The organism is Flagellimonas oceanensis, assembly GCF_003992595.1.
Lineage (GTDB): Bacteria > Bacteroidota > Bacteroidia > Flavobacteriales > Flavobacteriaceae > Flagellimonas > Flagellimonas oceanensis.
The window spans coordinates 300,065-318,818 of record NZ_RZNA01000047.1; the positions used below are offsets into that span (position 1 = coordinate 300,065).

Below are 18,754 nucleotides of genomic sequence, written 5' to 3' on the forward strand. Positions count from 1 at the left end.
GGCGATCCTACAGCTACGCCGATCGACCTTAGCGGTTACCTTGACAATACGGATAATCAGGACGCCTCAGAAGTAAATTCAGATACTCCAGTAGATGTAAACGGGGATGGGGCAACTGAAGCAACCGTTGAAGATGTGATTCAGGCAATAGCTCCAATTACATCCAAAGCAGCAAGGGTGTTTTACCCACCTTCCATAGCCATTGATGCTTCAAGTAACGGTACGTTTAGCCTCGATCTTTATCAAGAATATATCAATCAATATGGCTCGCCAACGGTGGGGAGTGCAGGTGCACCCGCAGCAATTCCAACGTATGGCCGAACAGATTTGTACTACTATGTTACCTATGCAGACCCTACGGTTTTTGATACAGGAAGCATGACAATAGACGCGAATGGTAATTTGAGTTATACAGTTCAAGCACAACCTGCCGATTACAATGCATTGATCAATGTGGTGTTTGTGGTAAAATAATAATGATCAAAGACACATAGATTTGAAATCCAACACCTCATATAAGTCTTTACTCATTGGACTGTTCATTTTCTTTATGGGAATGAACTTTGCAAATGCTCAGTTTTTGTTGCAAGCGCCCAATACTGGCGATGAGCACAATTACCAATGGTACGAAGCATCGGACACTGTAACTGTTTTGGGAACCAATTCATTTTATGAAGCAACCCAGCCTGGTGTTTATTTTGCAACTTATGATGGTACACTCTGTGGCTCAAATGCAACAGGCTATTTTATTTTAACCGATTGCGAAGCCCCAAACAATGAGGTGGTTTTGGATATATCGGCCAGTGTGCCTTCTGGGGCCACTGTGAGCTGGAGTCCAGCGTTGAGCGGCGATCAAACAAGACCAATAGTAACAAGCACACAGACCGTGATGCGGTATGTTGCCACCATAACAAAAGTTGGAAACAGTACCGAATTGCCGCGTTTTACAGTGGTGTGTATGAGTCAGGCAGCAAACCTAATTGATGACATGATTGTGGTCAACGAAGATGAATCCATAGTCACACCTATATTTGACAATGATTCAGATTTACCTTCAGAAGGTGTTTTGACGGTCACTAATCCATCAAACGGAAATGTAAGTGTTGATGACAATGGAACCGCCAATGACCCGACCGATGATATCTTGACCTATACACCGAACCCTGATTATAATGGAAGTGATAGTTTTGACTATACAATCTGTAATGCTTTCGGGGATTGCAGCACCGCTACGGTCACTGTGGATGTTCTTCCCATTGTGGATACAAATGATGATTCAGTATCAACGGATATCGGAGTGGAAGCGGTTGTCTCGTGGAGAGCTAATGATAACGACATACCGGCCACGGGCTCAGTTACTGCTACGGACCCATCAAACGGAACAGCTGTATTGAATGACAACGGAACAGCTAATGATCCTTCCGATGACAATATTACCTACATACCGAATTCAGGATTCACAGGCACGGATTCCTTTGATTATACCGTATGTGATTCGAATGGGAATTGCAGTACGGCAACGATCACGGTCATTGTAAGTCCTTCAGGAATTGACTTGGATAGTGATAATGATGGAATAGTGGACAGCTTTGAGGATTTGAATGCTGACAACGATAATGACCCATCAACCAACCCAACGGATACCGATGGTGATGGAATCCCTGATTACCTGGATATCGATAGTGATAACGATGGAATTCCGGATAACGTAGAAGCGCAACTTGCCTTAGGTTACATTCCGCCTAGTTTGATGGATGCCAACAACAATGGATTGGATGATGCCTATGAAACGGGAGGAAATGTGGGATTGATTCCTATTGATTCCGATAGTGATGGACTCCCTGATTATGTGGATGAAGATAGCGATGATGACAATGTTCCTGATGCTATTGAAGGGCACGATCTTGACCATGATGGTGTTCCAGAAGTATCTCTCATCGGTTCCGATAAAGACAACGATGGTTTGGATGATGGATACGAAGGGGAAACCGTGATTGATATGGATGTCAATGATGAAATGGATGACCCAAGTACTGCCTTACCGGATAATGATGGAGATGGAATACCCGATTTCAGGGATTCGGATGACGATGATGACGGTATCGAGACCATGGATGAAGATGAGAATGGAGATGGAAACTATGCCAACGATGATTCCAACGAAGATGGTATACCAAACTATCTCGATCCAGATTTAGGGGAATTAAGTACAGATGAAGAAGAGGTCGATGTGGTCAATGTGATTACCCCTAACGGAGATGGTAGACATGATACCCTGGAAATCAGAGGGATTGAAAACTTCCCCAACAACACTGTTAAGATTTATAATAGGTGGGGAGTGATGGTGTATCAAACGAGAGCATACAATACTACGGGGAATGAATTTGATGGTACATCCCAAGGTAGGGTCACGGTAGATCAGAACAATAAACTTCCTGTCGGAACATATTTCTATGTTATAGATTATGAAAATCAGTCAGGGACTATGAAACAGCTTACAGGCTACATATACATTAATAGATAAACAAATGCTTACTGTGTTGAACGAACTTTTTAAAGGAAAAACCCAATGTATGCTTGCCCTTTTGCTTTTAGCAATGGTAAACTTGCATGCACAGCAAGATGCGCAGTACACCCAGTACATGTACAATACCGTAAGTGTAAATCCTGCCTATGCGGGTTCACGTGGACACTTGAGTATTGCGGCGTTGTACCGTAACCAATGGTTGGGACTTGATGGTGCGCCCGAAACACAGACGTTGAACGTTCATACGCCTGTCGGTTATCGCGGTGTGGGATTGGGACTGTCCGTTGTGAATGATAAGATTGGGCCAACTTCTGAAACGTATTTTGATGTAGATTTCTCCTATACCATTCAAACAAGCTGGGAAGGAAGATTGAGTTTTGGTCTGAAAGCAAGCGCACACATGTTGGATGTTAGGTTTTCCGAATTGGACGAATATTCAATTGACGACCAATTGAACCAAGGGGATTTAAAGAAGTTCTCACCCAATATTGGTGCCGGGGTATACTACCATACCGATAAATTCTATGCAGGGATTTCTGCGCCAAGGTTATTGGAAACCACCCATTTTGATTCATCCTCAGCCTCAACAGCAAAGGAGCAGATGAACTTTTACCTTATTACCGGGTATGTTTGGGACTTGAATCCAGTTTTAAAGTTTAAGCCCACACTTTTGACCAAAGCAGTGCAAGGATCACCATTGCAGTTGGACCTTTCCGCTAACTTTATGTACAATGAAAAGTTCATTGGAGGCGTGGCCTATCGTTGGGATGCCGCATTCAGTGGTCTTTTTGGCTTTATGATCTCCGATCAATTGATGATTGGAATGGCCTACGATCGAGAGATTACCGAGCTTGGAGCGGCCACTTTCAATGATGGTTCCTTTGAAATCATTCTTCGGTATGATTTCATCAGGAACATTGGAAACATGAAATCCCCACGCTTCTTTTAGGAAGAATTTAGACACCTATTCCCGTTATTTAGCCACAAAGGTCATATTTTTACCTTATGAGAGAGGAAAAAGTGATACTTGTAAATGAAAAGGACGAGCCCATAGGGTTGATGCCCAAAATGGAAGCTCATGAAAAGGCATTGTTGCACCGTGCATTCTCGGTTTTTGTGATGAACGCCAAAGGCGAGACCATGATTCAGCAGAGGGCAAAGGATAAATACCACTCCCCACTGCTATGGACCAATACCTGTTGCAGTCATCAACGGGAAGGGGAGAGCAATGTGGACGCAGGCAAACGAAGACTCATGGAAGAAATGGGCTTTACCACGGAGCTTAAGGAACTCTTCAACTTTATATATAAAGCCCCTTTCGACAATGGCCTTACCGAACACGAGTTCGATCACGTAATGGTAGGCTATTTTGAAGATGAGCCCAACATCAATCCAGATGAAGTTGCCGATTGGAAATGGATGCATCCTGAGGAAATCAAAAAAGACATGGTAAGTAATCCTGATGCATATACAGCATGGTTCAAAATTATTTTTGAACGTTTCTACAACCATCTTATGGAAAACACACCGGCAAAATGAAGGTAAAAGCAAGTAGAAAGGCCAGTTTTAACGCAGCCCATAGATTGCACCGTCCAGATTGGAGCGACGAAAAGAACAAAACCGTTTTCGGGAAATGCAACAATCCAAAATATCACGGTCACAACTATGACCTTATCGTGAGTGTTACAGGGGAAATAGACCCTGAAACAGGGTTTGTAATGGACCTTAAAGTGCTCAAGGAATTGATCAAGGAACAGGTGGAGGATAAATTGGACCATAAGAACCTGAACCTAGACGTGCCGGAATTTGAGAACCTGAACCCTACGGCCGAAAATATAGCGGTAGTGATATGGAACAAACTGCGCCCCCACATAGATTCCAATAAGGAGTTGGAGGTGGTACTCTATGAAACCCCTCGAAATTTTGTAACCTACACAGGATAGAAAAATGAACCTATACCCATTAAAATTCAAACCAATCCTTAAAGAACGACTTTGGGGAGGAACCAAGTTGAAAGATGTTTTAAACAAACCCATTGAAAATGATATCACCGGTGAGAGCTGGGAACTCTCCGGAGTGGACGGAGACATATCCGAAGTGTCCAATGGCGATTTGGCAGGGACTTCGCTTCAAGGTTTGATAGATGAGCAGGGAGAAGCATTACTTGGAAAGAGTGTTGTAGACAGATTTGGGAACGATTTTCCGATTCTCATCAAATTCATTGATGCAAAAAAAGATCTTTCCATACAATTGCACCCGAATGATGAGTTGGCCAAAGAACGTCACAATTCCTTTGGAAAAACCGAGATGTGGTACATTATGGATGCTGACCCAGGAGCCAAATTGATCGTGGGTTTCAATAAAGATGTGGAAAAAGAAGAGTATGTGCAAAGCCTTGATGAAGGGACTTTGACCGACTTGATGAATTACGAAGAAGTAGGGGAAGGGGATACCTTCTTCATCAATACTGGAAAAATACATGCCATTGGAGCGGGAGTGCTTCTGGCTGAAATCCAACAAACCTCTGATATTACATATCGGGTGTTCGATTTTAATCGAAGGGACAAAGACGGAAACCTCCGTGAATTGCACACCAGTTTGGCCGTAGATGCCATTGATTATGAAAAGAAGGACGATTTTAAAGTGGAATACCCCAAAAAACAGGATAAGGTCAATGCGATGGTGGACTGTCCTTACTTTAAAACCAACTTTATGGAATTGTCCCAATCCATGAAGCAAGATCTGTCCGATAGGGATTCATTTACCATCTATATGTGCGTGGGTGGTGCGGCCACGATCAACAACGATTGGGGGAGCGCATCCATAAAAAAAGGAGAGACAGTTCTTGTTTCGGCCTCAAGTACTTATGTGGAAGTTGATACCCAGGGCACCAAACTTTTAGAAGTTACTATTTAATAGTATCTTTAATGAAAACCACCGCGTTATGCCAAGTATTCGTGATTTAAAAAAGGATGTCAATTTCGTCTTGGGAGACATAATAGAGGCTGTCTATATCTGGGAAGCCGGCTCTGGAACCAAAGAATCTGAAGAGGGAACTGTAATTATAGACGAAGCCATTGAGGTTTATGACACATTGATGGACAAAATCAATCAAAAAAAGGTGGAGGACACCAAATCCCACTTTAAATCCATTCGGACAGAATTGGAAGAAAAGGCAACCAAGTTGATTGAACGGCTCAATAGCCTTGAAGCTTAGCTTAGTTGTTTTTATCTAGAAATTCCTTGAATTGCTTTCCGTATTTGGAAGCCGCAACCTCAGGAGTCAATCCTTTGTAAATGGAGTCCAAGTATTTTGGGTTTGCTTCTTTGGCCTCGGTCATCATTATGTACGGTGTGGCATAGGAATCTCCATTGTTCAATCCAAAATTTAAGGCATAGCGATATTTACTGATGGTATTTTGGTTGACCAAACGTTGTATGGAATCCAAAGCAACGGAATCTTCCAACATTTCTGGAGCTGTACCTTGCTTTACCAAGGTAAGTTCCTTGATATTGAACTTGGAGTTCATTTCGTAAAATTCCAAAAGCTTTTCATGGGATTTGGAACCAGAGATCTCCGCATTGGTATCAAAAGTATTCCAAGCTGTATTGATCACAATGTTGCCAGCTTCCCCAAAAAAGGTAATCCTATCATTGATGTCGTTGTTGTCTTTTTTATTGAGGTAGAGGTAAAATATTTCGGGCTCTGCCACCTCTTCGGAAAAACTGAATGTTCCGTCCCCTTGAATTTCCAAAGAATCCAAATTGACCAGCGAGGAGTCCTTGAATTGTTGCAAATAGAGGGTCCCTTTTTTAAGGCCTTTGATGTTCCCACTAACAGTCATGGTATTCTCCGTGTTTTTTTCACAGGACACCACGGTAATTCCAACAAGCAATACAAACAATATTCGCTTCATCATATAATTTTAGCTGGGCAAAGATGCATAATCTTCTGAAAATATTTAAACATTCGAGGCGACTTCCATCAACAAAGCGCATAAATAAGCTCCTGCGGTACCCACAACATACCCAAAAACGGCCAAGAGTATACCAACAGAGGTCAAGGACGGATGGAATTCAGCCGCCACAACAGGGGCAGAGGCTGCTCCTCCCACATTGGCCTGACTGCCCACGGCTAAGAAAAAGAACGGTGCTTTTATGATTTTTGCCATCAAAATGAGCAATCCGGCGTGAATGGTAATCCAAATCAATCCGATGGCGATAAGCCCCGGATTATCCAGCACCTTGCCCAAGTCCATTTTCATACCTATGGTGGCCACCAAAATATAAATGAATATACTCCCGATTTTACTGGCTCCGGCACCTTCATAGTTCTTGGCCTTGGTAAATGAAAGACCAATCCCGATAGCTGTGGCAAAGACAACCATCCAAAGAAATTCCGATCCAAGTGAGGATAATATTTTCTGGGGATTTCGAACGACTTCAAAATTGTTTTGTAGAAAAGCAGCGAAATGGTGCCCTACTAAATGGGCAATCCCCACTCCGACAAACGCAAAGAACAACAACATAATGAAATCCTTCAGAGTGGTGACCCGCGCGATTTTTTCGGTATAGGTGGAAACTTTTACCTTGAGATCCTCGATGGAAGAAGTGTCGGCCTTGAGCCAACGGTCTATTTTTTCGGTCTTGCCCACACCCAATAGGATTACTGCCAACCAAAGGTTGGCGACCACGATATCGATCAGCACCATGCCCCCGTAGTTTTCTTGGTTATATTTAAACACTTCCAACATGGCCGCTTGATTGGCACCGCCGCCAATCCAACTGCCCGCAATGGTGGCAAGTCCTCTCCAAACGGCATCTGGCCCTACACCACCTACTGTTTCGGGTGAAAATATGGAAACGATCAAAATGGCGATGGGGCCTCCAATTACGATGCCCACAGTACCCGTCAAAAACATGACCAAAGCCTTTGAGCCTAAATTCATGATGGCTTTCAAATCAATACTGAGCGTCATTAAGATCAGCGCAGCAGGTAACAAATATCTGCTGGCGACATAATAGGTGTTGGACGATGATTCATCAATAATGCCCACACTGGCCAAAATAGCCGGTAACAGATAACACATAAGGACTGTGGGAACCACGCGATAAAATTTACCCCAAAAACCGGTTTTAATGGATGAGGTATAAAAAACAAAACCTAAACAGAGACAAAGGAGCCCAAAGATGACAGTGTCTTGGGTAAATGGTAGTTGGTCCATATATTTTTTAAGCTAGAAGCCCAAATATAGGAAAATCATCAGCTGCTGGATGGAGAGTTCCATTATTTTGCCAATGTACTTTTAATGAAGTAACCAAAAGGACAAGCTTTTTTTGAGTTAACAATTGCCTTCATTGGGTTAACGTTTTGATTTTGAATGGTCTAATTTTATTTCATTAACACACTAAAACCTAGAACAGATGAGAAGTTTACTTTGGCTTGTAGCCGTAATTTGTATAATAATTTGGGTATTGGGCTTCTTTGGAGTTGTGGCCGGTATAGGAACCAGTAGCCTTATTCATATATTATTGGTAATCGCAGTGATTGCAATCCTGTACAATATTATATCAGGACGAAGACCTTTATAGAAAATTTACAGTAGTAAAATAAAAAGCAGTTGTGGATGATTTCACAACTGTTTTTTGTTGGGTTCCCATTTTTGCCACAATAGTTAAAAAAAACCCAAATTTGTAATATTGATTGCTAATTGGTAAAACATTCTGAAAATTAGCTATGTGAATTCCATTACAAACAAGAGACGTCAAAAAATGAGAAAACCCTTGGTGCTGCTCCTATTATTTCCTGTTTTTGTTTTTGGTAATGCCTTTTGGGGAAAGACAGGACACCGTGTTACCGGTGAGATTGCGCAAGAATACCTTACAGGAAAGGCCAAAAGGGCCTTGAATGAGTTATTGGATGGCCATAGCCTGGCCTTTGTTTCCACTTTTGCAGATGACATCAAAGCGGACCGTTCGTATTCCAAATACTCAGCTTGGCATTATGTGAATTATCCACTAGGGATGGATTACCAGGATTCTGAGAAAAGTGAGTACGGGGATATCGTCACGGCCATTCAGGAATGTATTGCCAAGGTAAAGGATGAAAAGAATAGTCGTGAAGATCGCGTGTTCCATCTTAAATTACTGATCCATTTCATTGGAGACCTACACCAACCCATGCATGCTAGCAGGGGAGAGGATAAAGGCGGCAACGATATACAAGTACAATGGTTCGGCGAAGGAAGCAATCTGCACCGGGTATGGGACAAGAACTTGATTGAGTCCTACGGGATGACCTATACAGAGTTGGCAAATGAACTCCACGAGGTTGACCGAAAAAAGCGAAAGGAAATACAAGAGGGTACCATATACGATTGGGTGGATGAATCCCATGAGATATGCGCGGAACTGTATGATTCCGTTGAAGTGGGCGAAAAACTTGGGTATCGTTATTCCTACGATTACAACAATCTACTGTTCCAGCAACTCCAAAGAGGAGGATTGCGCTTGGCTAAGGTTCTCAATGAGATTTTCAGTTGATTTTATTACGATTGTAGAACCGTCTTTAATTGATTTCTATATTCCGATGGGTTTTGTCCCGTAAAGGCTTTGAAAGACTTATTAAAGTGTGAAAAGTTGTTGAAACCACTGTCGTAACATACCTGTGTAATGCTCATTGGCTGCTCTGCCAAAAGTTTGGAGGCATGTACCAATCTGTACTCGTTGACAAACTGGGTAAAGGTTTTGTTGGTGATTTTCTTGAAGTACCTACAAAAAGAGGGAACCGTCATGCTTACCATATCCGCAATTTGCTCTAAGCTAATATCTTCCTTGAAGTTTGTCTTCACATAATTGAAGACAATATTGATACGGTCGTTGTCCTTTACTTCGGTCTCCATGGAGAAACCTTCAGCGTTCAACACGTTCATTTCGGTTGAGGTGGCCAAGATGTTCAATATATTAAGGATGGAGAGCAAGCGTTGGAAATCGGTCTGGTATTCCAAGATCTCCATTTTTTCCCCGACCTTCATTTTGGTCTTTCCAGAAAACGCGATACCACCTTTGGCTACCTCGAACAATTTCTGGATGTTTTTCATTTCCGGAATGTTGAAAAAATCACTTCCCAAGAAATCCGCTTTCATCTGAACCAAGGTTTCACTTTTGTTACCAGTGAGCTTATCGGTAAAACCGCAATGAGGTAAATTGGAACCTATTAATATAAGGTCACCATTCCTATAATAGGACACATGGCTGCCTATTTGCCTTTTCCCAGACCCACCGTTCACATATACCAACTCCAGTTCGGGATGGTAATGCCATCCATTGTTCTTGTTCTCATTGTTCTCGTTGAACTTTTGGAACGTGAATGAGTGACCAAAACTGGGAGCTATTGCTTCAAATGCAGGTTTTTGATTCATTTAGTGCAATTTTTCTTCTTTATGGCAAAGTTACAAATGTGTTTAAAACACAAATATCCACAATGTTACCATAAAGTTATGCTATTTTATCATTAATACTATGTTAAAACATATACCCTGTTAATATAGCACATAAAGTGGAAAAGATGGTGGTATTCCTGTACGTCATTGCGCCATACATTTGTACTGTAATCTTAAAAAAACGAAGTGTTATGAAAGTAGTAAAGAACCTAACAGTAGCAGCTGCCCTTTTGATCAGTGCGATTGGAATGGCAAACACAGAAGCAACCGACTTTGGTAAAAAAACAGTAGCCAAATATGAGGTTGAAAAGAATTTGGTAAAAGTAAACCTTGATCCAACATTCGTAAAGAAAGGTCAAAAAATCATGATGAACCTTTTGAATGTTTCTAAAGGAAAAGTGCTTTTGAAAGTATACGATAGCGAAGAAAGACTTGTTTTTGACGAAGCTATCGACGGCGATATCGTTGTTGAAAAGTCTTTCAACTTTGAAAAAGCTTTTAAAGATGAATATACCATTGTTGTAGTGGACAAATTTGGAACCTACAAGAAAAAAATGGTAGTAAGATAGTTTGTTTAGTTAATTTTTATGTGCATTGGGGGTCGAGAGGCCCCCTTTTTTTATGCCCATTTTTTAAGCTTCTCCCTTTTCTCCAATGGCAGTGCTTCATTTTGTATGGCCATTTGCAACACATCCTGGTCTTTGGTTTTGGCAAAAAGCAAGTTATAGTATTGTTGAACGGTCAAAGTGGCTGTTGAATCTTCCACCATTTCCATAGTATCACCAATGGCAACTTTTCCAGGTTGTAGCACACGAATATAAGTGCCCGGAAATCCGTGATCAATGAATTGTTTCAAGATATCTTGGTTGCCAAACCGAATGCCCAGTTTATAACAGGGTTCCCGAGGTTGGGTAATCTGTACCAAGGCATTACCGAGTTTATAGGTACTGCCTATGCTTACTTGTGATTCGTCCAGACCTTCAATGGTAAGATTTTCTCCGAACATGCCCCAATCCCAATCCAAAAGGGGATATTTTTCTTTCCAATACGGATAGTTATCTGCCGAGAATAAATAGCAAGCCTTGTACGTACCACCATGGTATTTTCTATCTACAACGGTATCGCCTTGTACATCATCTGTATCCAAATATAATGGTTGTTCAACTGGATATTTGTAAATGCCCGTCATGGTTTCCTTGCCGTTCCAAATGATTTTGGTGCGTTTGCCTAGGTTTGTGGAGATAACTTTCATAATGGCAAGGTATAAAAAAACCACCGCTGATGACGGTGGTCTTTCATTTTTAATTCAAGTAGAAATCAATCTTCTTGATCTAATTTTTTGGTCATTGTGAAGCCAACAAAAAGTCCTACACCGGCCATCAAGAAGATACTTCCTGGATAAGCAACTTCCTCATCCACACCTAAACTATAGTGCAATATGGAAGCTACAAAAATGGCTGCCCCAATGCCCATGAGCAACAAGGCCAGGTTTAGGATGATGATTTTCCAGACCGGAGCGGCCTTGTCTCTCTTGCCCCTGACAAAAATACTGGCATCCGTCCCTTTTTCTATCAAGGCCAAGCGTTCCTTGTTCCGTGTTGAAAAATAAAGGTAGGCAATGGCGAAAATGACCCCGAAAATAATTGGTATGATGATTACTTCTGATCCCATAACTGTTCGTTTTAATGATTATTCGTAATTTATTTGTTCATAAGCTATGACGACGGTTTTTTGGATGAGGTTACATTTTTTACAAAAATTATTTTTTGTGTAACCTGAATCCAACTTTTGGCGTCCAATGAACAATGCTGACCAACAAGGATAAACAACTCATTTCGGAAATGCGCAAGGGCAATACCCGCGCGTTCTCCGATTTGGTGGATAGCTATAAGGATATGGTCTTTACATTATCCGTTAGAATGTTGGGCAATAGGGAAGAGGCTGAAGAGGTTTCGCAGGACGTATTTATTAAGGTATTTAAGTCCTTGCAGAATTTTAAAGGTGATTCTAAACTGTCCACATGGGTGTATAGAATTGCCTATAACACTTGTTTGGACAGAATAAGAAAAATAAAAAAGAAACGAATCCATACCGATTTGGAACACATCGATCAAATCGCCTACGCGGATTTGGACACGGCATTTCAGAAAATGCTGGAGACCGAACGGAGTGAGTTGATTAATCAATGTCTGTCTAAACTATCGGCAGAAGATGCAGGAGTCCTCACTTTGTTTTATCTTGAGGAAAAGAATCTGCAAGAAATGGAAAAAGCGACCAGTCTTCCAGTAAATACACTGAAGGTAAGGTTGTACAGGGCCAGAAAACGATTGGCCAGTATTATGGAAAAGAGCGTGAACAAAGAAATATTGCAAAGCAATGGATGAACAAGAAGATAAAAAACTGGAAGCTTTTGTGGATAAACTCATGGAAGAAGCTCCGTTGGAGTCCCCTTCTGTGGATTTTACCCAAAATGTGATGCACAAATTCGAAGTTGATACTCCGAAGGAGGTTTTTCAATACAAACCCATCGTATCTGGGAAAGTGTTGTCGGCTGTATTTATTGCTTTTATCGCTTTACTTATTATAATGGGTTCCCAACTTGGAGTGGATAACAGTCAAGGATGGTTTAAAAACGTGAATATGGAAAAGTGGTTCCATGCAGATAGGGGATGGGTACAAAGTTTTACTTTTTCTAAAGTAACGGTATATGCTTTCCTATCCTTTGGATTACTGTTTTTTGCCCAAGTCCCTTGGTTAAAAAAGCAAATGCAGAAGACTGTTTTCTAGATATAAGCATAGTAATATGCCCAATACATCAAAAAGAATTGTAGGGGAATCCGAAGAATCAATATCCATTTGGGAATGCCGGCGGACGCTTTTTCGCCTGATAGCATGTAAAAATGTACCGATAGAAACATGCCCAACATTAGAATAATACCGAATGTGCTCAGTTTTCGGGTGGCATCGAAACAAACACCTATCCCCAACAAAATTTCAGCGATGCCGCTTAAGTAGACCAAAAGCCTATGGTTTGGAAGATATAAGGGCATGATGCGCATATACATCTTCGGCTTGATAAAATGCATCAAACCTGCAAAAATGTACATGCCGGCCATTACATAAAGGTGCCAAGGAGCCATAAATCTCTAATTTTTAAAATACCAAAACGGTAAGGTAACATCTGTAACGGTCACTACCGCATCTTTTTCCTTTCTTTTGCGACGAAGCCTTAAAAGATGCTTGCCTTCCTTCAATTGCGATATGTCAAGAAAGGTCTCAAAACCAAGAATGTCGTTTATTCCTGTGGTCAATATGAAATCTTCGTCCACATCAAGCGTATCTATTCTAAAGGAATAACTTTCGTTGAAAGTTTTCAGGTAGACTTTGCGGATACTGTCCTTTTGACGTGCACTGGTAATTTGGTCGCTCCAATTAGTGGTAATTCTCATACTTGAGGAAAGTCCCCTACGATCATTTTTTGGCCTCAAGGAATCATTGTAGTCAAAAACACGATTTTCCAGATTTTCGGAAAATGGAACAAAAACCTGTAAATAGGGATCAGTAATGACTTTGGATGGGATTACCATGTTTCCTGGAAAATCATCATCTTCCGTAAGCATGTCCAAATAGTTTTCCTTATTGGCAAAGGTGCTGGATGAGTTTTGATCCTTTTCCAGATAATTGGAGCTACGATACTCCAAGCTGGTAATCATTAAAATGGCGATATAAATAGGTACTAAAAACAGTATGAGTCTTCTCCCAAAACGGTTGTCCAAAAAATTATAGACCAAAGGTCTGTAGAGAAAGGAAAGTGTGAGGAAACTAAAGACCCAATAGACGGGAAAATAGATCTTGGATATCCATTTTTTCTTTTTGAGCCAGCCTTGTGTCAGAAAATCAAAAAAGGTCAAGAACATGCCCGTGATGATAAATATGATGAGTATTGCCCCGAAAACGCTGGCAAAACGCTGCGGCAGATAATCGCTCTCAATGATGAAATGGGCCACGAGCACAATGGACAGGATAATCATTGTCAAGGCCAGTACATAGAAAATCAGCAAAAAGGAAATCGCAAAAAGAACGCTGCAATAATTTTCCAAATTGGCAATATACCGATCAAAAGAAATGATTCGCTTTTTTAAATATGTAGTGAAGCGCTCGGAATACCGGAGTTTTTCAAATTCTATATCCCCAGAAACGTACCTAAGGCCCAAGGAACCAATCCAAAGTCCTCGAAGGATGACGTGCAGCAATAAATTGAATAATAGAATAGAGCAGGAAATCTGAAGGATCAGATAGACCACAAACCGATAGATCTGCTGTTCGTTCTCCGCATTGACCGTTTCGATACGAAGCGGTTCGTAGGCGGTAAAGAGTCCAAAAATGGCAAACCCGGAAATAATCAGCTCCAGTTCCCAGCTTTGCTGCTGCAAGGAGTCCAATAATTTTTTAAAGGAAGGACTGTTGTAATCGTTGTTGGCGCCCACGGTTTGATTGGTTTACCCTTCCAAGATAATCATAAAATACAAAAACCGCTCGTTTGGAGCGGTTTTGCGTGTTGATTATAGAAAATGTAAGCTTATTTGATCATATCGTAGCTTCGAGCGATAAAGTTCGTTAGCTCTTCGCCTTTCAGAAGCCCTTTGGATAGACGTGCCAAATCCAAGGATTGATTGATCAATCGTTCCCGTTTTTTTGCGGTCTTGGTGTTCAGGATTTCGCTGACCAACTCATGATTGGTGTTAACAATAAGGTTGTACATATCCGGCATATTCCCCATTCCGAACATGCCACCTCCACCGGTTTGCTGCATCTCCTTCATTCTTCGCATAAACTCGGGTTCGGTAATAATAAAAGGTGAAGCACTGCTCTCCATGGCCTCCATCTGAATGGTGTATCCTTTGTCCTTGGTCACTTCTTCGATCTCGGTCTTCAACTTCTCTTTTTCCTCTTCGGACAATTTCGAAATGGCCGTATCCTCTTTTTTGATGAGGTTGTCCACATGGTCGGCATCCACCCGTACAAAGGATAGGTTCTCTTTAGAGGTTTCCAGTTTTTGCATCAAGTGGGGCACAATTGGGGAATCCAACAAGAGGATTTTATATCCTTTTTTCTTGGCAGCTTCAATGTAGCTGTGCTGTGCCTCTTTGTCCGAAGCATACAATACCACCAATTTGTCATCCTTGTCGGTTTGATTGTCCTTGATCTTGGCTTCCAGCTCTTCAAAGGTGTAGAAGTCGCCATCAACGGATGGATAAAGGGCAAACTTGTCCGCTTTGTCAAAGAATTTATCCTCGGACAGCATTCCGTATTCAATAACCACTTTGATGTCGTTCCATTTCTGTTCAAAATCCTCGCGGTTGTTCTTGAAGAGGGAGGTCAATTTGTCTGCTACCTTTCTTGTGATGTAAGAAGAAATCTTCTTTACAGCACCATCAGCCTGGAGATATGACCGTGAAACGTTCAATGGAATATCCGGGGAATCGATCACCCCTTTCAACATCGTCAAGAATTCGGGAACAATACCTTCTACGTTGTCCGTTACGAACACTTGGTTTTGGTACAATTGAATTTTATCCTTTTGTATGCTAAGGTCGTTCGTCAACTTTGGGAAATATAAAATACCCGTTAAATTGAAAGGATAATCCACGTTCAAATGGATGTGGAACAACGGTTCCTCGAACTGCATGGGGTAGAGCTCTCGGTAAAAGCTTTTGTAATCCTCTTCACTAAGATCTGTGGGCTGTTTGGTCCATGCAGGATCTGGATTGTTGATAATGTCGTCCACCTCTTGGGTCGGTGCTGGGTCATCTTCCTTGGCACCTTCGGGTTTTGGAAGCGTTTCCGTTTTTGTTCCGAATTTGATCGGAATGGGCATGAACTTGTTGTACTTCACTAAAAGTTCACGGATTCTGGCATCTTCCAAAAATTCTGTGGAATCCTCTGCAATGTGAAGTATAATTTCGGTGCCTCTTTCGGTTTTGTCGCTCGGTTCAATGGAAAATTCTGGGGATCCATCACAGCTCCAGTGCACGGCTTGCTCTTCTTTGTGACTTTTTGTAATGATCTCCACTTTTTCCGCCACCATGAAGGCAGAGTAGAAACCAAGCCCAAAATGCCCGATGATGCCGGCATCCTTACCCGCATCCTTGTATTTGTCCAAAAATTCCTCTGCACCTGAAAAAGCCACTTCGTTGATGTACTTTTTCACTTCCTCCTCGGTCATACCGATACCTTGGTCTATAATGTGGATGCGCTTATTGTCCTTATCCACTTTTACCTCGATCATCGGGTTTCCGTATTCGACTTTCGCCTCCCCGATAGAAGCAAGGTGCTTAAGTTTTAAGGTTGCATCCGTAGCGTTGGAAATAAGTTCCCTCAAGAAAATTTCGTGATCACTGTAAAGAAATTTTTTGATCAAGGGAAAAATGTTCTCTACTGAAACATTGATTTTACCTGTAGCCATCGTTTTGTTTTTTATGCTTTTTACTGCTGATGGTCAAAAAAAATACCATAGTGTCAAATCTGACAAACTGACATTTGAAAGGCAGTATGAGCGACATACATCAATTTTAACATAATTTTGTTTATTTAATATTGATAAAGGTTAAACAAAATAACTATATTAGCGGTGTTATAGGATAAAAATTGCTATGAGATAGTACTACTATAACAAGTTTGTTTATTTATTGGTTAGGTTGTGAAAATGCACTTTCGCCAGAAAGTGCATTTTCTTTAAAAGCTGGATTGCGCAACAAAGCCGTATTAATTCTTCAAAAAAATACCAAAATGGCAAATACTACTAAATCCAAAATCACCGAGGATAAAATTGTAAGCCTTTTTATGGAATCCGTCTTGGAAAATGAAAAGGTGCCAAGCTCGGTATTTAAATTCTGTAAAGATCATAAAATAAAAGAAGACGAATTCTATGGGTTCTTTGGTTCGTTTGAATCCTTACAGCAATCCATTTGGAATAAATTCTTCGACAATAGTTACGGGGTAATGCAAAAAAACAAGCAATATGCCTCCATGACGAATGAGGAGAAAATGCTAACCTTTTTCTTTACGTTTTTCGAGAATATCACCTTGAACAGGAGCTATGTGCTGTTCATTATGAAAGAGCACAAGTATTCGTTGGAAGGCTTGGCCCAGTTGAAGGGATTGCGCAAGAGGTTCAAGGATTTTGCCTCTACTTTGATAGAGGGGCGAAATGAGGAGAAAAACATGAAGATTTTCAAATATAACGCCCCCTTGTTTTCAGAAGGTGCTTGGTTGCAGTTCCTTTTCATCCTAAAATTTTGGATGGAAGATGGTTCTCCAGGTTTTGAGAAGACCGATATCGCCATTGAAAAATCCGTGACTACTATTTTTCAGATTTTCGAAAGCACACCATTGGAAAAAATCGTGGATTTCGGAAAATTCCTTTATAAAGAGAAATTCGCATAAGGCCAATGAAGAGTTTGGATACCATCCCCACTGGAAAAATAGAGCGAGCAGGAAAGCTGGTTAAAACCGGGGTTAAAATAGGAGGGAACTACGTAATATACTACGGTAAAAAACTCGTGGACCCGGAGACCTCAAAAGATACCTTGGACCAGGACAATGCCGAGGATATTTACGACGGGCTCAAAAGTTTAAAGGGCAGTGCCCTTAAAGTGGCCCAGATGCTCAGTATGGAGAAGAACCTTTTGCCACGTGCCTACGTGGAAAAGTTTTCCTTATCCCAATTTTCAGTACCCCCTTTGTCCGCACCTTTGGTGCGCAAGACCTTCAAAAAATATTTGGGTAAGTATCCAGAGGACATTTTTGACGAATTTGAAAAGGACTCCGTGAACGCTGCAAGCATTGGTCAGGTGCACCGTGCCGAAAAAGATGGTAAAAAATTGGCGGTCAAAATCCAGTATCCTGGGGTGGCCGAAAGTATTAGCAGCGATTTGGCGCTAGTAAAGCCCGTGGCCATTAAAATGTTCAATTTAAAAGGTAAGGATTCCGAAAAATACTTTAAGGAAGTAGAGCATAAACTGGTCGAGGAGACCAATTATATTTTGGAATTGGAGCAAAGCCACGAAATTACCACGGAATGTGCTGTAATCCCTAACATGCAGTTTCCAAAATATTACCGTGAATTATCAAGCGAGCGTATTTTGACCATGGATTGGATGGAAGGGACCCATTTGGGGGAGTTTACCCAGACCGATTTCGATAAAGAGCTTGGCACTACGTTGGGTCAGGCACTCTGGGATTTCTATATGTTTCAGATTCATAAATTAAGACGCGTGCATGCCGACCCGCATCCCGGTAATTTCTTGGTCAGTTCCAATGGTAAATTGATTGCCATCGATTTTGGGTGCATCAAGCAAATACCAGAGGATTTCTATGTGCCCTATTTTGAATTGGCTAAAGAAGAGAATATCAATAACGATAAAATCTTCATGGAGAAATTGTACGAACTGGAGATTTTAACACCAACAGATTCCGAAGAAGAATTACAGTTTTTCAAAGCCTTGTTCAAAGAAATGCTGATCATTTTCACATCGCCTTTCCATAAAGAGACTTTTGATTTTGGGGATAAAGGCTTCTGGTCGAAAATCGCCAATCTCAGTGAACGCTATTCAAAGGACGAGCAAATCCGAAAAATGAACGGGAACCGAGGTTCGAAACATTTCTTGTACATAAACCGCACATTCTTTGGACTTTATAATCTCTTGCATGATTTGAAAGCCAAGGTTGAGGTAAATCATTTTGAAAAGTACATGGACTAATTTCTTTAATATATATCCAGTTC

Annotated in this window: 22 protein-coding genes; 14 read left to right on the forward strand and 8 right to left on the reverse strand. The window is 41.2% G+C overall.

The features are described from left to right. The 7 genes from EO132_RS14445 to EO132_RS14475 all read left to right on the forward strand — a co-directional run. Positions 1 to 474, forward strand: a 474-nt coding sequence (locus tag EO132_RS14445; protein ID WP_164732355.1) for a hypothetical protein, incomplete at its 5' end; no start/stop codon positions are given. A gap of 76 nt (positions 475 to 550) precedes the next feature. Continuing rightward, complete coding sequence (locus tag EO132_RS14450; RefSeq protein ID WP_127138618.1) at positions 551 to 2,524, forward strand: T9SS type B sorting domain-containing protein; 1,974 nt, start codon at positions 551 to 553, stop codon at positions 2,522 to 2,524. A gap of 49 nt (positions 2,525 to 2,573) precedes the next feature. After that, complete coding sequence (locus EO132_RS14455; protein ID WP_235856472.1) at positions 2,574 to 3,476, forward strand: PorP/SprF family type IX secretion system membrane protein; 903 nt, start codon at positions 2,574 to 2,576, stop codon at positions 3,474 to 3,476. Between the two features lie 56 nt (positions 3,477 to 3,532). Continuing rightward, entirely contained in the window at positions 3,533 to 4,066 is a 534-nt protein-coding gene (gene idi, locus EO132_RS14460; protein ID WP_127138531.1) for an isopentenyl-diphosphate Delta-isomerase, read from the forward strand. After that, the gene (locus EO132_RS14465; protein ID WP_127138532.1) at positions 4,063 to 4,470 is read left to right on the forward strand and encodes a 6-pyruvoyl trahydropterin synthase family protein; all 408 of its coding nucleotides are present in this window, start codon (positions 4,063 to 4,065) and stop codon (positions 4,468 to 4,470) included. The genes idi and EO132_RS14465 overlap by 4 nt, the downstream gene beginning before the upstream one ends. Positions 4,471 to 4,474: 4 nt before the next feature. Then, on the forward strand, positions 4,475 to 5,443 hold the full coding sequence (locus EO132_RS14470; RefSeq protein ID WP_127138533.1) for a type I phosphomannose isomerase catalytic subunit: 969 nt from the start codon (positions 4,475 to 4,477) through the stop codon (positions 5,441 to 5,443). Between the two features lie 28 nt (positions 5,444 to 5,471). Then, entirely contained in the window at positions 5,472 to 5,744 is a 273-nt protein-coding gene (locus EO132_RS14475) for a hypothetical protein (protein WP_127138534.1), read from the forward strand. A 1-nt stretch (position 5,745) separates the two neighbouring features. Here EO132_RS14475 and EO132_RS14480 read toward each other — a convergent pair whose 3' ends face one another. Both EO132_RS14480 and EO132_RS14485 read right to left on the reverse strand, forming a co-directional pair. After that, positions 5,746 to 6,444 (reverse strand): DUF4369 domain-containing protein, encoded by a 699-nt coding sequence (locus EO132_RS14480; protein ID WP_235856473.1) that lies wholly within the window; start codon positions 6,442 to 6,444, stop codon positions 5,746 to 5,748. Between the two features lie 45 nt (positions 6,445 to 6,489). Next, on the reverse strand, positions 6,490 to 7,752 hold the full coding sequence (locus EO132_RS14485) for a DUF819 family protein (RefSeq protein WP_127138536.1): 1,263 nt from the start codon (positions 7,750 to 7,752) through the stop codon (positions 6,490 to 6,492). Positions 7,753 to 7,951: 199 nt separating this feature from the next. Between EO132_RS14485 and EO132_RS14490 the strand changes: the two genes are divergently transcribed. Both EO132_RS14490 and EO132_RS14495 read left to right on the forward strand, forming a co-directional pair. Beyond that, positions 7,952 to 8,119, forward strand: coding sequence for a lmo0937 family membrane protein (locus tag EO132_RS14490; protein ID WP_127138537.1), 168 nt, complete (start codon positions 7,952 to 7,954; stop codon positions 8,117 to 8,119). A gap of 180 nt (positions 8,120 to 8,299) precedes the next feature. Beyond that, on the forward strand, positions 8,300 to 9,070 hold the full coding sequence (locus EO132_RS14495; protein ID WP_127138538.1) for a S1/P1 nuclease: 771 nt from the start codon (positions 8,300 to 8,302) through the stop codon (positions 9,068 to 9,070). A gap of 5 nt (positions 9,071 to 9,075) precedes the next feature. Here the strand turns inward: EO132_RS14495 and EO132_RS14500 are convergent, their stop codons facing one another. Continuing rightward, positions 9,076 to 9,948, reverse strand: coding sequence for an AraC family transcriptional regulator (locus tag EO132_RS14500; protein WP_127138539.1), 873 nt, complete (start codon positions 9,946 to 9,948; stop codon positions 9,076 to 9,078). Positions 9,949 to 10,160: 212 nt separating this feature from the next. Here EO132_RS14500 and EO132_RS14505 point away from each other — a divergent pair, with 212 nt between their 5' ends. Continuing rightward, complete coding sequence (locus EO132_RS14505) at positions 10,161 to 10,538, forward strand: hypothetical protein (RefSeq protein ID WP_127138540.1); 378 nt, start codon at positions 10,161 to 10,163, stop codon at positions 10,536 to 10,538. 50 nt (positions 10,539 to 10,588) lie between these two features. Here EO132_RS14505 and EO132_RS14510 read toward each other — a convergent pair whose 3' ends face one another. Further along, positions 10,589 to 11,221, reverse strand: coding sequence for an MOSC domain-containing protein (locus EO132_RS14510; RefSeq protein WP_127138541.1), 633 nt, complete (start codon positions 11,219 to 11,221; stop codon positions 10,589 to 10,591). A 65-nt stretch (positions 11,222 to 11,286) separates the two neighbouring features. Further along, on the reverse strand, positions 11,287 to 11,640 hold the full coding sequence (locus EO132_RS14515; RefSeq protein ID WP_127138542.1) for a DUF6249 domain-containing protein: 354 nt from the start codon (positions 11,638 to 11,640) through the stop codon (positions 11,287 to 11,289). 134 nt (positions 11,641 to 11,774) lie between these two features. On the opposite strand from EO132_RS14515, the gene EO132_RS14520 reads away from it, so the two are divergent. Both EO132_RS14520 and EO132_RS14525 read left to right on the forward strand, forming a co-directional pair. Next, positions 11,775 to 12,353 carry an RNA polymerase sigma factor gene (locus tag EO132_RS14520; protein ID WP_127138543.1) on the forward strand — a complete coding sequence of 193 codons (579 nt, stop codon included), beginning with the start codon at positions 11,775 to 11,777 and terminating at the stop codon, positions 12,351 to 12,353. Then, positions 12,346 to 12,756 (forward strand): hypothetical protein, encoded by a 411-nt coding sequence (locus EO132_RS14525; RefSeq protein ID WP_127138544.1) that lies wholly within the window; start codon positions 12,346 to 12,348, stop codon positions 12,754 to 12,756. The genes EO132_RS14520 and EO132_RS14525 overlap by 8 nt, the downstream gene beginning before the upstream one ends. On the opposite strand, the gene EO132_RS14530 is transcribed toward EO132_RS14525, so the two are convergent. From EO132_RS14530 to htpG, 3 genes are all read right to left on the reverse strand, one after another. Then, positions 12,753 to 13,109, reverse strand: coding sequence for a DoxX family protein (locus EO132_RS14530; protein ID WP_127138545.1), 357 nt, complete (start codon positions 13,107 to 13,109; stop codon positions 12,753 to 12,755). The genes EO132_RS14525 and EO132_RS14530 overlap by 4 nt on opposite strands. A 6-nt stretch (positions 13,110 to 13,115) precedes the next feature. Further along, the gene (locus EO132_RS14535) at positions 13,116 to 14,456 is read right to left on the reverse strand and encodes a hypothetical protein (RefSeq protein WP_127138546.1); all 1,341 of its coding nucleotides are present in this window, start codon (positions 14,454 to 14,456) and stop codon (positions 13,116 to 13,118) included. Positions 14,457 to 14,548: 92 nt separating this feature from the next. Beyond that, the gene (gene htpG, locus EO132_RS14540; RefSeq protein ID WP_127138547.1) at positions 14,549 to 16,435 is read right to left on the reverse strand and encodes a molecular chaperone HtpG; all 1,887 of its coding nucleotides are present in this window, start codon (positions 16,433 to 16,435) and stop codon (positions 14,549 to 14,551) included. Between the two features lie 323 nt (positions 16,436 to 16,758). Between htpG and EO132_RS14545 the strand changes: the two genes are divergently transcribed. Next, complete coding sequence (locus EO132_RS14545; RefSeq protein ID WP_127138548.1) at positions 16,759 to 17,415, forward strand: TetR family transcriptional regulator C-terminal domain-containing protein; 657 nt, start codon at positions 16,759 to 16,761, stop codon at positions 17,413 to 17,415. 5 nt (positions 17,416 to 17,420) lie between these two features. Next, positions 17,421 to 18,731 (forward strand): ABC1 kinase family protein, encoded by a 1,311-nt coding sequence (locus EO132_RS14550; protein ID WP_127138549.1) that lies wholly within the window; start codon positions 17,421 to 17,423, stop codon positions 18,729 to 18,731. Positions 18,732 to 18,754 lie beyond the last annotated feature (23 nt).